Source organism: Aquimarina pacifica (genome assembly GCF_000520955.1).
In the GTDB taxonomy this organism is placed as follows: Bacteria; Bacteroidota; Bacteroidia; order Flavobacteriales; family Flavobacteriaceae; genus Aquimarina; species Aquimarina pacifica.
Map to the genome: position 1 here is coordinate 91,060 of NZ_JACC01000020.1, position 16,355 is coordinate 107,414.

Consider the following 16,355-nt stretch of genomic DNA (forward strand, 5'->3'; position numbering starts at 1 on the left):
AACGTGTATCGATATTGTACACACCATTTTGTAACATGCTGATTTTTAATTAAAAACAGATTCTATAAAGATATTGTTTTACAACAAGAAATACTACCTCCTTTTCAGTGAAACTGGTGGTAACAATACCCTATTGAATATTTCAGCGTTTTTACTTTTATGAAAGCATCATTTTCGCCTTTTTTACGGCTTCTACTAAGGCATCTATTTCTTCTTTTGTATTATAGAATGAAAATGAAGCTCTTATGGTTCCTGGTATTTTATAAAAATCCATAATGGGTTGTGCACAATGGTGCCCGGTGCGCACTGCAATCCCTAACTTATCTACAATGGTTCCTATATCATAAGGGTGAATATCTCCTATATTAAAGGAGATTACTGAAGTTTTGTTCTTAGAGGTCCCGTACACTTTTAAACCTTCGATTTCTTCTAGTTTTTTTGTGCCATATACTAATAATTCCTTTTCGTATGTCTCAATAGCGTCAAAGCCTATACTATTCATATAATCTAGAGCTACACCAAATGCAATACCACCACAAATATTAGGTGTTCCTGCTTCGAATTTGTGAGGCAAACCTGCATAGGTAGTTTTTTCGAATGTTACTTGATCAATCATTTCTCCTCCTCCTTGATACGGTGGTAGTTTGTTGAGCCATTCTTCTTTTCCGTACAATAAACCAACACCCGTAGGACCACAAAGTTTATGTGCAGAGGCTACATAAAAATCGACATCTAGTGATTGTACATCAGGTTTGATATGAGGGCATGACTGTGCTCCATCAATTAATACCGCTGCTCCTATTTTATGTGCTTTTTCTATAATCTCTTCTATAGGATTAATCGTTCCGAGTGCATTAGAAATATGATTGGTAAATACGAGTTTCGTTTTTTCAGAAAGTAGTTGATCATATACATTCATAACCAATTCTCCCTTTTCATTCATAGGAATTACTTTGAGAATGGCACCAGTACGTTCACAAAGCATTTGCCAAGGAACAATATTAGAATGATGTTCTAAGGCCGAAACAATAATTTCATCACCAGGAGAGAGCAGTGTCGTAAATCCAGTTGCCACAATATTAATACCGTGGGTTGTTCCTGATGTCATTATAATCTCATGACTATGTTTTGCATTAAAATGTTCTTGTATTTTTTTTCTTGCTATCTCATAAGCGTCTGTAGCTTCTTGAGATAGGGTATGCACTCCTCTATGAATATTTGCATTATAATTGCTATAATAATCGACAATAGCATCTATTACAATTTGTGGTGTCTGAGAGGTTGCAGCATTATCAAAATATACCAATGGTTTTCCGTTAACTTCTCGTTTAAGAATAGGAAAATCCTCTCTAATTTTTAGTACATCGAACATATCAATTTCTTTCTGCAAAAGTACTAAGTATTTTTAATCAGGATTGTTTATTTTTAGAATGATTTAATCATTTCTAGTGTATAATGAAGTTATTCAAAAAAATTGGCCGGATTATTCTTTTCCTCTTGGTACTCATCATTGGTATTGTTATCGCTCAAAACTATCCAAAGCTTGATATTATATCAGGGTTTTCTGCAAAAAACATGAGCTCCTCAGTGTTTTTAGCAAATAGAACACTTGAATATACTGATAATACAGACCACAATGTCCCTAATATAAAATTAGCTACTGATGAGGCAGTAAAAGACAAAAAATATACAACTGCCAATGTATATGGTCTCAAAAAACGAAAAGCAATTTATCGCGAGGGATTGGGTAGTATTTTAATTGATGATACTTTTGATGAAAATGCTCCTTTTCTGGTTCCTAAAAGAACATTTTCTAAAACTAACTTGTCTTTTCCGTATGGAGATTTACCTCAAAAAGATACATTATTCGAAAATATTAATTATCAAAAAATACAAAAAACTGTAAACGCTATTTTTGATAAAGAAGGAGTACAACAACAAAAAACTCGTGCTGTTCTCGTGCTGCACAAGGACCAAATTATTGCAGAAAAATATTTGGATGGTTTTAATGCTTCCTCTATGCTATTGGGGTGGTCTATGACCAAAAGTATTCTTTGTACTGCTTTTGGAGTATTAGAAAAGCAAGACAGAATAAATATTAATGATAAGGCACCGATAAAAGAATGGCAACAAGACGAAAGAAAAAATATCACTATTAATAATTTACTTCAAATGAATAGTGGTTTGGCTTGGGAAGAAGATTATACTTCTATTTCTGATGCAACAACAATGCTATATCTCGATAAAGATATGACCAAAGCGCAGATACACAAAAAGGCAATTCATAAACCAAACGAGCATTGGTATTACTCCTCTGGCACTTCTAATCTATTATCCGGTATTTTGAGAAAACAGTTCTCGACATATCAAGAATATCTAGACTATCCTTACGAAGCATTTATTGACAAAATTGGCATGAATTCTATGGTTATAGAAACCGATATGGCTGGTAATTATGTTGGTTCTTCGTACTCTTGGGCAACAGTACGAGATTGGGGCAAATTTGGGTTACTCTATCTTCATAAAGGAAACTGGAATGGTACTCAAATTTTTGATGCCGATTGGGAAACGTATGTAAGAACTCCAAGTCCTACATCCGAAGGAGATTATGGAGCGCATTTTTGGTTAAACGCCGGTGGTTTTTATCCTGATGCACCGCGAGATATGTATTCTGCAAATGGATATCAGGGACAACGTATATTTATAATTCCATCAAAGGATTTGGTAATCGTTCGTTTTGGGCTAATCGGTGACGATGGTGTTGATTTTAATACGTTTTTAAAAGGGATTGTTGAAGCCATAAAATAATTTAACAAATGGCGCAAGCTATTAAAACCACTACTTAATACCCTAAAAAAAAGGGAGTTTACCCCTAAAAATAATGGGTTATTATCCTCTTTGTTTATTGTTTGATCCTATATAATTTGGGTAAGAAATTAAAAACCACAATTATGAAAACAATTAAACTAATCTTTTTTTTGACTTCTTTTTTTATTTTAAGCTGTCAACCAGAGCATGATGGTATTTCAGAAAATCCCGAACAAATCTCACTAGAGAAAGAAATAAATACGGCAAAAAATTACAAAGCATCTCTATACATCAAATACAAGAAATCTATTTGGCTCAAAAAAGGAAGTGCTATTGTTATGTCTGCAAAATCAGGAAGAGCCATTGTATATGATCTCGAAAAATACGACGTGGTAACGCTAAAAGACCAACTAACCCTTTGGGAAACCGGTGTTTTTGCAAATTCTGGTTGCGATTGTAGCCCGGGTCAAATATGTATCAACGGGATCTGTCAAGCTGTGGGCGGTGGTGATGGATTGCCTGAACAACCTTGTGGCGGTAATTGTCCTCCTGGTACAATTTGTATTCAAGACACTTGTACAGAAATAGATCCCTGTGCTAACTGTGCTCCTGATCAGATCTGTATTAACGGGATCTGTCAAGCAACTGATCCTTGCGCAGACTGTACACCTGATCAAATTTGTATAAATGGTATTTGTACCTCGGACCCTTGTAATGAATGTGATGAAGATGAAATTTGTATTCAGGGAGAATGTCAGGATATTGGCACAGAGGGAGGTGCAGAAGTGCTGACTTTTTGATCCGCTCTGTTTTGTAAAGTACAACTATTGCCAAAAACACCAGATTCTTATTGAATCTGGTGTTTTTGGTATGCATTAGAATTTCTATTAGTAATAGGTTTAGACTAAAATATAATATGTGATCTTTTTTAACTTTGATGTTCTGACTTATAATACGTAAAGACTTGGCGGATATTATCTTCTATAGTACTCTCATTGACAAGACTGAATCTAAAATCATCAAAGGGTTGCATGGATGGATAGTGTCTTAAAATTGCTTGTACAATTATATGAATAGGAACTAATGATCCTAAGTACTCATAATTATCTAAAGAAATTGCATTGAAAAAATTAGTGTTTGAATATGTGTAAGCTGCAAAATTTCTGATAAAAAGACCTAATAACTCTTTATCCTTTAAAATTGAATTGATAAAATTCTCAAAAGACTTCGGATCGGTATCTTTCCAAATTCTAAATGCCCCAATAATGTATGTGCTTTCAGGGGATTCTATAAGGATATATTTATAATTCTCATAACCATTTAATCGATTAACAATAGATTGATCAATAGATTCATCGTTAATTTCTAAGTATATTCTCAAATAACAAAGGTCTTTGAGAGACATTAATTTAAACTCCTCCAAGAAGTCTTTGAAATCAATGCCTTCCGTACTTTTTAATTTTGTTCCTACAGCTAGCAGCATATTTTCTTTTTCTGTTTTAAAAATAAAAGTTTTGTGATCATCAAATTCACCTAAAATTGACAGCAAAAGTTTACTAAAAAAAGTTATGTTCTTCCTGTCATCTTCAAAGTACAGGATGTTTTCAAATTCTTGTATGGCTGAAGCTTTGTCTTGTTCTAGAAGCGGCAATAGAATGGTTTCTTTGATCGTTATATCTTTTGATTCGATCCCTTTTTTCAAGTCATAAATATATACTCTTGAGATTGCATCAGAGATATGATACGTAAAATACTTATGATAATGATTAACATGATTTATACACAATCCTTGATGAAACTCTTCTTCTAACTTAGGACCGCAATGTCTTTTATGATAAAATAAATGATATAAAACATACTTGGTTTGTGGGTAAGCATTTAAAAGACAGTCCATATATGAGGTCCCTCCAAACACATTGGCATCATTATGATAGATACGCATAAATTCAGAATTAATCTCTGTTTCTTCAAAATCTATTATAGTTCCTCTATGGGATATTCTTTGAGGGATTTCATAATTTTTTAGTTCGTTATACAATTCTGGGTATTTGACTTTTATGTACTCCACCCAAAACAAATGATATAAATTCACCTCATCCCCAATAGCAAAAGCACCGATAAAAAAACTATGAAGGGTTCTGTAAATTTCTCTAGGACTTTTGAAACGCATTAAAGGAAATGCATTTACTATTTCATCTAATTTTAATTGTTGTCTTTTATTTTCGGGATATAATCTTCCTGTTATAGTATCGAGTTTTTTTTGAAACAATTTTTTCAAATCAACTTTGCGAACTCCTGGTAACATAATGGGGATATCAAAGATTTTTTCTAAAAACACCTTTCCATCCTCTTCTCCATCACCATATCGTTGTCCTATTGCTTTTGCAACTTGATCATGGTCTAAGGCAACAAAATAAACTACATTCTCAAAATTGGCATTGAGCTTTACAATTTTTAAGAGCTTATAAATTTCATCTTTATCTAATCGATCTAAATCATCGATAAAAATGATAATTTTATGTTTATATTCTTTTAGAGCAGTATTAATCTCCTTTCTTAATCCTTCTAATGTTTCTTCCTCTCCTTGTAAAGCATAGCCCAGGGTTTCCATAACTTCGTTAGGGGAAAAAGCTATTTTTCCTCCAGCCAACATAGGCAGTCCTACCGATGCTGATAATTTGACGCTTTTCAGGTACTTACTATACTTTATAAGTTGTTTCCCGATATTGGTTAACGTATCATTTTTCTCAATAAACAATCTCTTTGACAATCCATTAAAAAACTCAAAAAGCATTTCGTTTTGAGAATCAAACATCCACGGATTAAAATGATATTTTATAATCCCTGCTCCATTTTTTGGTTTCTGAAAAAGCTCTATATCCCGCTCTACAAGCTTTAAAAATGATGTCTTACCTTCTCCCCATTTTCCATAAACACCAATACTTAATGGCGAAGGATCTGATGCCGTTTGCCGTATTATTTCTTTGACTTTATCTGCATAGAATTCAAAACCTAATAAATCATCTTTTTTATGAGTAATTGGCTCTTGAGAAAACGTGTGGGTGTTTGTCATAATTTTTCTAAACAATGATTTAGTTAAAATAAAAACCCCATTATCTTCGGCCCTTTATAAAGGTCTAAGATAATGGGGTAATTTTATTGTTTACATTGTTAAAAATAACAAAAACCTGTAAAACTAATTCAAAAAAAATATCATGATTATTTTGTGAAACAATTTTTAATAATAAAAGTTCTTTATGTCTTTTTATTCTTTTGAACTCAAAAACCTCAACAAATAAATGAAGAGGTTTAGATTATAGTATTGTTAAGAGTTGTTTAATTTCTACAAATCAAACCCGATATTCACCCCAAGTTTATTTGCGATCAGCTTATTTATTCTTGTCTTGAGTTGCGGTATTTTTACGCTTTCTAATACATTATTTGCAAAGGCATACATAAGTAATGCTCTCGCTTCTTTTTCACCAATACCACGTGATTTCATATAAAACAACGCATTTTCATCTAATTGACCTATAGTACAGCCATGAGAACATTTTACATCATCGGCAAAAATCTCTAACTGTGGTTTAGAATTGATCGTTGCTTTATCGCTTAATAAAATATTGTTGTTAGATTGAAAAGCATTTGTTTTCTGTGCTTCTTTATTTACAATAATTTTACCGTTAAAAACTCCGGTAGCTTTTTCATCAAAAATACCTTTATAGTCTTGATGACTTTCACAATTTGGTTCTGTATGGTGTACTAATGTATTGTGATCCACATGTTGTTTTCCTTCGATAATAGTGACCCCATTAAGAATAGAATCTATTCCTTCTCCTTTTTGGTAAAAATTTAAGTTATTACGTGTGATATTACCACCAAATGCAAATGTATGCACAGATGCCACACTTTTTGCATGTTGCTCTATAAATGTATTATCTATCAAAGAGGCATTTTGGTTATCATTTTGGATCTTATAACAGTCAACAAAAGCACTTTTGTCTGCATAAATCTCGGTTACCGAATTCGTAAGAACAGGATTATCAGTTAAACTCTGATGCCGCTCAATAATCTGAACATGAGAATTCTCACCTACAACAATTAAGTTTCTTGGTTGTAGCATTTGTGCAGATTCTTTTCCGGTAGAAAAATGAATAATCTGTATAGGCTTATCAGCCTGAATATTTTTTGAGATATGTATGTAAGCTCCTTCTTTTGAAAAAGCAGTATTTAAAGATGTCAGACCGTCTTTTGGTGCTATTTTATTAAAATAGGCTTCAATAACAGGTTTGTACTTGACATGATCTAGTGCTGATGACATTAAACAAACATCGATCTTATCATGTGTCGTTTCTGATAAATGTGAGGAATACTTGCCATCAATAAATACTATCTTGTACGTATCAAGATCATAGATAAAGTATTTTTTTACATCTTTAAACTCTAAAGCATTTTCCTCTTTAGGAAAAATACTATAATCATGTTTAAGAACACTGTTTAGAGAGGTATATTTCCATGCTTCCTCTTTTTTGCTAGGGAACCCTTTTTCTTCAAAAATCTTAATCGCGTTGCTTCTGATATCATGAACAGGAGCATCTACATCTACTGTATTTTCGAAGGCCAAAAAAGAAGACACCAATTTATCTTTCAATTCCATGTTTTTATTGATTGTTTCCTGTTGTTCATTGATTGTTAAAAAGAAGAAGACTCAAAAGAGCTATCAACTAGTGTAACTATCAACGGTCAACTCATTATGCATTTATTTCTTCCTTGATCCAGTCGTATCCTTTTTCTTCTAACTCTAGTGCTAATTCTTTGGTACCGGATTTTACGATCTTACCATCGTATAATACATGTACAAAATCAGGAACTATATAGTCTAATAATCGTTGATAGTGCGTAATTACTACAATTGCATTATCATCATTTTTTAGTTTATTTACACCATTGGCAACAATTCGTAACGCGTCAATATCTAATCCAGAATCGGTCTCATCGAGAATAGCCAGTTTTGGTTCCATCATTGCCATCTGAAAAATTTCATTACGTTTTTTCTCACCACCAGAAAACCCCTGATTAAGAGAACGAGATAAGAATTTACGGTCGATCTCTAACAGTTCGGATTTTTCTCGAATCTTTTTCAACATGTCCTTAGCAGGCATCTCTTCGAGTCCTTTAGCTTTTCTGGTTTCATTAATGGCTGTTTTCATAAAATTAGTAACAGTTACCCCAGGAATTTCTACTGGATACTGAAAAGAAAGAAAAACACCTTTGTGTGCTCTTTCTTCTGTCGCTAATTCTTCTATATCTTCTCCCTCTAAAAGGATATTTCCATCTGTAACCTCGTACTCTTCTTTACCAGCAACTACGTTCGCAAGTGTACTTTTACCAGCACCATTAGGTCCCATAATTGCATGTACTTCTCCTGCTTTAACATTTAGGTTAAGACCTTTTAAAATTTCTTTCCCTTCGACACTTGCGTGTAAATCCTTTATTTCTAACATTTCTCGCTTTATCTATTCTTAAAAAACTGTTTAGTGATTATGTCCTTCGTGTCCTTCATCATCATGAGCATGATTATCTCCTGTAGTACTTTGGTCTGAGGATTTAATCTTGGTTGGTAACTCTGATGTTGGAGCACTTACTCCTATAATTTCTTTTATTTCTACAATTTCTTCCCACCCTTCTTCTGTATTAGGTGTTATAATACCGTTTACTACTACAGGAACCATATCGTATTTTTCTCTTTGTAAAGGGGCTACTTTTTTTGCCAATTCCTTAGTAAGATCATTAATTACTACGCCATAAATAAAGTCAGTACCTTTTATAACTGCTGCTTCATCGGTAAGAATAAATTCTCCACGAATCAATTGAGCTTCTTCATTTTTGGTTTCTTTTTTGCAAGAAAAAAGTGTAAGAATTAATACAATTAAAATACTTGAATGTTTCATTGATTTAGGTTTGTTAGGTTTTACGAATTATCCCACAGAACCTTCCAGAGAAATTTCTAAAAGTTTTTGGGCTTCTACAGCAAACTCCATTGGCAATTTATTAAGGACTTCTTTACTAAAACCATTAACGATCAAAGCAATTGCTTTTTCTGTATCGATACCTCTTTGGTTACAATAAAAAATCTGATCTTCACCAATTTTACTGGTAGTCGCCTCGTGTTCTATTTGGGCTGTTTTATTTTTTGCTTCTATATAAGGAAACGTATGTGCTCCGCATTCATTGCCCATTAATAGTGAATCACATTGTGAAAAGTTACGAGCATTTGTAGCACGGCTATTTATTTGAACCAAACCGCGATAACTGTTTTGAGATTTTCCTGCAGAAATACCTTTAGAAATGATAGTGCTTTTAGTATTTTTTCCTAAATGAATCATTTTTGTACCTGTATCAGCTTGCTGATAGTTATTAGTTACCGCAATAGAGTAAAATTCTCCCACCGAATTATCTCCCTTTAATATACATGAAGGATATTTCCAGGTTACTGCTGATCCTGTTTCTACTTGTGTCCAAGAAATCTTTGCATTCTTCTCGCAAATTCCTCTTTTGGTAACAAAGTTAAATACTCCTCCTTTTCCTTCTGCATTACCAGGAAACCAGTTTTGAACTGTAGAATATTTTATTTCTGCATCATCTAATGCTATGAGTTCTACAACAGCAGCATGTAGTTGATTTTCATCTCTTGATGGTGCTGTACATCCTTCTAGATAACTCACATAACTTTCTTGATCTGCGATTACTAATGTACGTTCGAACTGACCTGTACCTGCCTGATTAATCCTGAAATAGGTAGACAATTCCATTGGGCAACGAACTCCCTTAGGTATATAACAAAAAGAACCGTCACTAAAAACTGCAGAATTAAGAGCTGCATAAAAGTTGTCTTTCTGTGGTACCACAGATCCTAAATATTTTTTAACTAATTCGGGATGTTCCTGAATTGCTTCTGAGATAGAACAAAAAATAATTCCCTTTTCTGCCAATGTTTCCTTAAAGGTGGTAGCCACCGATACAGAATCCATCACTATATCAACTGCAACACCGGCTAATTTTTTCTGCTCATCTAATGAGATTCCCAGTTTTTTAAACGTATCTAATAACTCAGGATCTACCTCATCTATACTATTATATTTTGGCTTTTTATTGGGTGCAGAATAATAAGAAATACTCTGAAAATCTGGCTTCTGATACTGTACATTTGCCCACTCAGGCTCTTCCATTTTTTGCCAAACCCTAAAAGCCTCTAATCTCCATTCTGTCATCCATTCTGGCTCCTCTTTTTTCTTAGAAATTGCACGAACAATATCTTCATTAAGTCCTACGGGAAAAGTATCTGATTCTATATCTGTATAAAACCCATACTCATATTCCTTAGTTTCTAATTCTTTCTTTAAGTCGTCTTCAGTATATGCCATCTTCTTTATCCTAAAAGGTAATTCAGGAATTTTTTATAAATTAAAGTGAAAAACTTTCTCCGCAACCACAAGTTCTGCTAGCATTGGGATTATTGAATACAAAACCAGTACCGTTTAAACCTCCAGAATATTCTAAAGTTGTACCTATTAAATACAAGAAACTTTTTTTGTCTACAATAATTTTTATGTTATTATCCTCAAACACCTTATCTCCTTCTGTTTGTTCTTTATCGAACTTTAAGTCATAAGATAAACCTGAGCACCCTCCACTTTTTACTCCAACGCGCACATAGTCTGTAGTCGCGTCATATCCATCATCGCTCATGAGCTCGATCACCTTGTTTTTTGCTATGTCTGATACCTTAATCATCTTTTATAAAATAGATTAATTCTAAATGAAATGCAAATATACTACATAAGTACATTTTATACACCAAACCTAACATATATATAACAAATGTCAAAATAGAGCCTATCAATAGTAAAAAAATGACATCATAGGTCTTGGCCAAAGCCCTACTCTTTGTCAAATTCATAAAAATAAAGACCTGAACACCCCTTCTTTTTACTCATTTTAGGACGGTTGGAGAGATAAGCCAACTCAAGTTCGTCGAATTTATTTTATGTTTCTACTAATTAAAAATACTTTGTTGCCTAAATTTGCAAAATGATTGAAGATAAAAACACACCCAAAACACCTCTTTCAGAATTAGGAGAGTTTGGCCTGATTAATCACCTGACCAAAAATTTTGAAATCAAACAAAAATCAACTCTTTTTGGTATTGGAGATGATGCTGCGGTATTAGATTTTGATTCCAAAAAATGTATTTTGACTACTGACTTATTAATTGAGGGGGTTCATTTTGATTTATCCTATGTCCCATTAAAACATTTAGGGTATAAGGCAGTAATTGTGAATCTATCTGATGTATACGCAATGAATGCGACAGCTACCCAAATAACTGTTTCTATAGCTGTATCAAATAGATTTCCTTTAGAAGCTCTTGAAGCTTTATATGCAGGAATAAAGACAGCAGCAAAAACATATAATATTGATGTAGTAGGAGGAGACACAACATCTTCGACTACTGGTTTACTTATTAGTATTACTGCAGTGGGGCATGCTAATAAAGAAGATGTGGTCTATCGTAATGGGGCTAAAGAAAATGATCTTCTTGTCGTATCCGGAGACTTGGGTGCTGCCTATTTGGGTTTACAAGTTCTTGAAAGAGAAAAAAAGGTTTTTGAAGTCAACCCGAATCTACAGCCAGATCTTGATCAATACACCTACCTGATAGAACGACAATTAAAGCCAGAAGCAAGAAAAGATATTCCTGAACTACTTCGTGCCTTAGATGTAAAACCTACAAGTATGATAGATATCAGTGATGGCCTATCATCAGAAGTTATTCATTTGTGTACACAGTCTCAGGTCGGAGTGAATTTATACGAAGATAAAATTCCGCTAGATCCAACAGTAATTGCTACGTGTGAAGAATTTAAGCTAAATAGTACAACTGTAGCCCTAAATGGAGGTGAAGATTACGAATTATTGTTTACTATCAAACAGGAAGATTTTCCAAAAATCAAGGCGAATCCTAGTCTAACCGTTATCGGACACATAACGGATAAAAAAAGTGGCATTGGATTAGTAACCAGAGCAAATGAAAAAATTGAAATAACAGCTCAAGGATGGAATCCTATAAAGGAATAGTTAAGAAATATTAAGATGCTGCCTGAAAAGGAGTGTCTGAATTTGTTCTTGCTAATTTCTTGGCATGAACAGATGCCAAAAGATTATTAATTTCTTTTAATTTAGGCGTCATTGCTTCTAATTGACCTTTGCTATTTATTGTTGCTTGTTCTCCACAATGAGAACAGCAATATTCTTTGATATGGTTAGTTACTTTTTTAGAGACAACATAATCATGACCAAAGAACGAACAGTATATTCTGGATAGAGAAAATACAGAACCGGGGTAGTGTTTCTTTGCCATTTTTCAGGGGTTAAAATTTACAAATGAACAGTTATATGTTCATTATCAATACAATAATAGCAAAAAAAAAGTTATTAACAATATTTTGTAAGAAAAATTTTCAGTTTAACCGTATTTTTTATTGAAAAAATAGCTATTTAGGGTTTTTAAGCCTTTAAAATTGCATTTTATCTGTAGTCTAAGTATCTTTTTTAAGTATTTCAAAATGCATTGCTACATATATGACTTTGTTAAAAAAACACTTAAAAAGTTGCTTAATTCTAAAAGATATTGTCCCTTATTTTCTAGATAGGTCATATGACCCCCATCAAATGAAACTAAATCTGTATTACATTCTTTAGATTCTCTTTGGCTATTAGCATGAGAAAGTACTGGATCTTGTTTTCCCGAAAAAATGATTTTAGCCCCTTCGAAGTTTGATAAAACGGCCGCATTGTCTTTTCTTATCTTCATTCCTTCTAATGCAGCAATAATACCCTGAAGTGGTGTTAATGAGGCTATTTTCTTAATTACTTGAATTTGATCCAAATGTTGATCCCTATGTTCCTGAGCAAAAAGATTGGCAATAGCCATACTCGTAAATGCCTGAGGATTTTTTTTTACAACACCAATAGCTCTTTCTCTATTAATCTTGCGCTCTTCACTATCTGCATAGGATGTAGAATTAAGTAATACCAGTCCCGAAACTAAATCAGGAAAAAAATCTATCAAAGCCAAAGCAACATATCCCCCCATAGAATGCCCAACAAGTACCACCTTTGAAACCTTTATATGATCTAAAACCGCTTTAACAGCTTTTGCCATTTCCTCAATAGTATGTATGTAACCAATACATTCTGTTTCTCCATGCCCCAATAGGTCTATGGTAATACATTGATAGGTATTCGGTAAATACGTTACCGTTTCTTTCCACATACTAGAATTTTCTAAAAACCCATGTAGAAAAACTATCGGAATTCCGTTTCCCTCACTGCTATATTTTATTTTAATCCCTTTATAGGTTAATATCATTTCGAAAGTTTATTTTTAGACTCAAAACTTGGATAAACCTAATTAAATGAGATTTAATAAAGAAACTTTCATCACAGGATTTGCATTATTTTCTATGTTTTTTGGTGCCGGTAACCTAATGCTTCCTCCTCTTCTTGGTTTTAAAGCTGGAGATTCTTGGTGGTTAGTCCTTGTCGGGTTTCTTATCTCTGCCGTATTTATTCCTTTACTTGGGATTTTCGCTCATGCAAAATTGCAAGGGACTATGTTGGATTTTGCCAAAAAAGTATCTCCTACATTCAGTCTTATTTATGGCATACTCATATATATTATATCAATTACATTACCATCTCCCAGAACTGCTTCTGTAACTCATGAAATGGCTATTCAGCCTTTTTTAGAAATAAACTCCTTAACTACGAGCTTTTTCTATTTTGTTTTGGTATTGATGTTTGTTCTTAATAGATCCAGAATACTAAGTATTTTAGGCAAATTTCTCTCACCTATTTTATTCATTGTTATTGTAGGTATTATTTGCATTGGTATTTTTTCGGTAGGAGATCCCGTTATAAATTCTTCAGAATTCACAACACCTTTTATAAGTGGATTATTAGAAGGATATCAGACATTTGATGCTATTGGTGCCGTCGTAGTTGGTGGTGTAATTATAATTTCATTAAAAATAAAAGAAGATAGTAGCTACGATCATCTGCATAGGTTACTAATAAGGTCGGGAATTATTGCGGGTATTGGGCTATTTATTATTTATGCCGGTATGATTTATAACGGAGCATTGTTTAAAAGTGATTTTGATACTACCATCACTCGCACCGAACTATTGTCTGGACTTAGCTTAAAAACCTTAGGTAGTATAGGAAAAACTTTTCTCAGTATTCTGGTAGGATTGGCATGTTTTACAACCGCCGTGGGAATCGTAACAGGAACCTCAGACTTTGTAAAAGGTCTTTGTAATAATTCACAACTTGCCTATAAAATTACAGCTATTGTAGGATGTATTTTGGGAGTTCTAATGGGGCAATTTGATGTACATTATATAATAGATATTGCAGTGCCTGTTCTTATGCTTATTTATCCTGTTACAGTTATATTAATTATGCTCAATGTAATATCCGATACATTTACTTCGGTATTTGTTTTTAGAACTGTTGTTATTACTACTATTATATTTAGCATTCCTGATTGTCTCAAGTCTTTAGGGGTTCAAGGATATAACAATCAAGTTTTAGAGGTTCTCCCTTTAGGAGATTATACTTTAGCCTGGCTACTGCCTTCTTTTTTTTCCTTTATCTTTGGAAATGTACTAGTACGAACAAAATTTGTAAGAACACCTTAGAAATTTACAATCAATCTTTGGTATTACCTGCATATTACATTAAAAGTTAATCTCAGTACTTTTAAGTATAATAAACATGAATATTTTCTTAGTTATAGTACAATGATACATAATCATTACTTATGCATTATATAAAATATATAAATAAAAATATATAATTAATATATCACATCTTTGTGCCATAAATCATAAAAAAATAGCATTATGGAAACAATTGAAGCAACCCTTACCTCTCTAAAAGATGAACAAAAAGTTAATCTTATCAATGGATGCTTTAGTCCTTCAGAGGCTGCTACAATTATTAATTCCCTGTTACAAGAGAAAATCAATTTTCATAAACTACAACGTTTATCTCTCACCGAGGGAAATAATCAAAACACCTGTGAATTTGATAATAAAAGAATTGACGAATTGATATACGAGCAGGCATTAGCAAAAGAATTCTTTTCACAGGCGAGACTCGACGGAAAGAAACTAGTGGTTAAGAGCACCATATCTATTGAAATAGAACAATAAAGTCCCGAAGCTAACTATCTTATAATAGGACTTCCGAATAAAATAAAGCGTACAACTTGCTTCTTTTTACGGTTTCAAATTGTTTAAACAGTATTAGCGGGTTTCACTTTCATAAAAAATAGTTAAACTATTTTTATTAATAGTATTACTATCATATATTTGTTTTCGGAAAATTTCATAGACTAAAAAATTGGAAAACTTACAGATACAAATAACCATTAGTCCAGAACTATATATCAAAAACCCTGAGTCGACAGAATTAGGAAGAAAGATTATAAGTACCAGTATCGAGATGATTGATGAGCTGGGTTTTGAAAGTTTTACTTTTAGAAAGCTAGGTGTAAAAATTGGCTCTAACGAAAGTTCTGTGTATAGATACTTCGAGAGTAAACATGCGTTGTTGGTATACCTAATTAGTTGGTATTGGAGTTGGATTGAGTATAAGTTGGTTTTTACTAATTCTAATATTAGTTCTCCTTTGGTAAAATTATCCAATGCAATACAAATACTGACAGAAGAAATAACTCAGGATAATGCTTTTTCGTTTGTTAATGAGGAACTTCTTAACCGTATCATTATTGCCGAATCATCAAAGGCCTATCATACGAAGGATATTGATGCTGAAAACGAAAAAGGATATTACAAAACATATAAACGAGTAGTAAAGCGCATAAGTGATGTTGTACTTGAGGTAAACCCTAAATTCGAATTTCCTCATATGTTAGTATCAACTGTTATTGAAGGCGCTCATCATCAACGCTATTTTTCGAAACACTTGCCATCACTTACAGATGTAGAAAAAGGAAAAAACAATATTGTACGATTTTATACAAGTCTTGTATCAAAAACTATAAAATGAGAAGCTATAATGCAATCATATTTTCAATATTAAAGCAGGTTACTTTTATAGTAATTATGTTTACTATTATTATTGGACCCTGTGCCCAAACACTATCTTTTTTTTCTGAAAATAACCTAAAATTAGTTCAAATAGACTTAGAAGAAGATTTAGATGTTGAAGAAGAAAAAGAGAGCGATGCCAAAGAGCCAAAAGTGCAAATTTCGAACTATTATAAATACGACAAAAAATATGCACATGAGCTTTCTGTTTATGCGTTAAAGCTTTCCTCTTACAAAGATTTTTATGAAGAAATTCTTATTCCGCCTCCCGACTCAGCACCTCTTGTCATTTAGCTCTTATCCCGAATAAGACACCAAATATTTCTCATTTCAAAGAATGGGTGCTAGATGACCAAAATCTTATAT

General features: G+C 32.9%; 16 protein-coding genes. 7 read left to right on the forward strand and 9 right to left on the reverse strand.

Annotation, left to right across the window (positions count from 1 at the left end; all coding sequences use genetic code 11):
• Positions 1–157: 157 nt before the first annotated feature.
• Positions 158–1,372: an aminotransferase class V-fold PLP-dependent enzyme gene (locus DZ60_RS0111380; protein ID WP_025742195.1), complete on the reverse strand. Its 1,215-nt coding sequence runs from the start codon at positions 1,370–1,372 to the stop codon at positions 158–160.
• A gap of 83 nt (positions 1,373–1,455) precedes the next feature.
• Here DZ60_RS0111380 and DZ60_RS0111385 point away from each other — a divergent pair, with 83 nt between their 5' ends.
• Both DZ60_RS0111385 and DZ60_RS0111390 read left to right on the forward strand, forming a co-directional pair.
• Positions 1,456–2,808, forward strand: coding sequence for a serine hydrolase domain-containing protein (locus DZ60_RS0111385; RefSeq protein WP_034229498.1), 1,353 nt, complete (start codon positions 1,456–1,458; stop codon positions 2,806–2,808).
• 143 nt (positions 2,809–2,951) lie between these two features.
• Positions 2,952–3,608, forward strand: a complete 657-nt coding sequence (locus tag DZ60_RS0111390) for a hypothetical protein (RefSeq protein ID WP_025742197.1) — start codon at positions 2,952–2,954, stop codon at positions 3,606–3,608.
• A 128-nt stretch (positions 3,609–3,736) separates the two neighbouring features.
• Here DZ60_RS0111390 and DZ60_RS0111395 read toward each other — a convergent pair whose 3' ends face one another.
• The 6 genes from DZ60_RS0111395 to DZ60_RS0111420 all read right to left on the reverse strand — a co-directional run bounded on the left by DZ60_RS0111395 (position 3,737) and on the right by DZ60_RS0111420 (position 10,602).
• Positions 3,737–5,881: a KAP family P-loop NTPase fold protein gene (locus DZ60_RS0111395; RefSeq protein ID WP_025742198.1), complete on the reverse strand. Its 2,145-nt coding sequence runs from the start codon at positions 5,879–5,881 to the stop codon at positions 3,737–3,739.
• Positions 5,882–6,151: 270 nt separating this feature from the next.
• Complete coding sequence (sufD, locus tag DZ60_RS0111400; RefSeq protein ID WP_025742199.1) at positions 6,152–7,465, reverse strand: Fe-S cluster assembly protein SufD; 1,314 nt, start codon at positions 7,463–7,465, stop codon at positions 6,152–6,154.
• 94 nt (positions 7,466–7,559) lie between these two features.
• On the reverse strand, positions 7,560–8,312 hold the full coding sequence (gene sufC, locus DZ60_RS0111405) for a Fe-S cluster assembly ATPase SufC (RefSeq protein ID WP_025742200.1): 753 nt from the start codon (positions 8,310–8,312) through the stop codon (positions 7,560–7,562).
• A gap of 30 nt (positions 8,313–8,342) precedes the next feature.
• The gene (locus DZ60_RS22985; RefSeq protein ID WP_025742201.1) at positions 8,343–8,759 is read right to left on the reverse strand and encodes a hypothetical protein; all 417 of its coding nucleotides are present in this window, start codon (positions 8,757–8,759) and stop codon (positions 8,343–8,345) included.
• A gap of 27 nt (positions 8,760–8,786) precedes the next feature.
• The gene (gene sufB, locus DZ60_RS0111415; protein ID WP_025742202.1) at positions 8,787–10,232 is read right to left on the reverse strand and encodes a Fe-S cluster assembly protein SufB; all 1,446 of its coding nucleotides are present in this window, start codon (positions 10,230–10,232) and stop codon (positions 8,787–8,789) included.
• A gap of 40 nt (positions 10,233–10,272) precedes the next feature.
• Positions 10,273–10,602 carry a HesB/IscA family protein gene (locus tag DZ60_RS0111420; protein ID WP_025742203.1) on the reverse strand — a complete coding sequence of 110 codons (330 nt, stop codon included), beginning with the start codon at positions 10,600–10,602 and terminating at the stop codon, positions 10,273–10,275.
• A gap of 297 nt (positions 10,603–10,899) precedes the next feature.
• Here DZ60_RS0111420 and thiL point away from each other — a divergent pair, with 297 nt between their 5' ends.
• On the forward strand, positions 10,900–11,946 hold the full coding sequence (thiL, locus tag DZ60_RS0111430; RefSeq protein WP_025742204.1) for a thiamine-phosphate kinase: 1,047 nt from the start codon (positions 10,900–10,902) through the stop codon (positions 11,944–11,946).
• A gap of 10 nt (positions 11,947–11,956) precedes the next feature.
• Here the strand turns inward: thiL and DZ60_RS0111435 are convergent, their stop codons facing one another.
• A complete protein-coding gene (locus tag DZ60_RS0111435) occupies positions 11,957–12,229 on the reverse strand; it encodes a hypothetical protein (RefSeq protein ID WP_025742205.1) in 273 nt (90 codons plus the stop codon).
• Positions 12,230–12,442: 213 nt separating this feature from the next.
• On the reverse strand, positions 12,443–13,240 hold the full coding sequence (locus DZ60_RS0111440; RefSeq protein ID WP_025742206.1) for an alpha/beta fold hydrolase: 798 nt from the start codon (positions 13,238–13,240) through the stop codon (positions 12,443–12,445).
• A gap of 46 nt (positions 13,241–13,286) precedes the next feature.
• Between DZ60_RS0111440 and brnQ the strand changes: the two genes are divergently transcribed.
• The 4 genes from brnQ to DZ60_RS0111460 all read left to right on the forward strand — a co-directional run bounded on the left by brnQ (position 13,287) and on the right by DZ60_RS0111460 (position 16,283).
• Entirely contained in the window at positions 13,287–14,573 is a 1,287-nt protein-coding gene (gene brnQ / locus DZ60_RS0111445) for a branched-chain amino acid transport system II carrier protein (protein WP_025742207.1), read from the forward strand.
• Between the two features lie 204 nt (positions 14,574–14,777).
• Positions 14,778–15,089: a hypothetical protein gene (locus DZ60_RS0111450; protein ID WP_025742208.1), complete on the forward strand. Its 312-nt coding sequence runs from the start codon at positions 14,778–14,780 to the stop codon at positions 15,087–15,089.
• A gap of 190 nt (positions 15,090–15,279) precedes the next feature.
• Positions 15,280–15,948, forward strand: coding sequence for a TetR/AcrR family transcriptional regulator (locus DZ60_RS0111455; protein WP_025742209.1), 669 nt, complete (start codon positions 15,280–15,282; stop codon positions 15,946–15,948).
• Positions 15,945–16,283: a hypothetical protein gene (locus DZ60_RS0111460; protein WP_025742210.1), complete on the forward strand. Its 339-nt coding sequence runs from the start codon at positions 15,945–15,947 to the stop codon at positions 16,281–16,283. The genes DZ60_RS0111455 and DZ60_RS0111460 overlap by 4 nt, the downstream gene beginning before the upstream one ends.
• Positions 16,284–16,355: the final 72 nt, after the last annotated feature.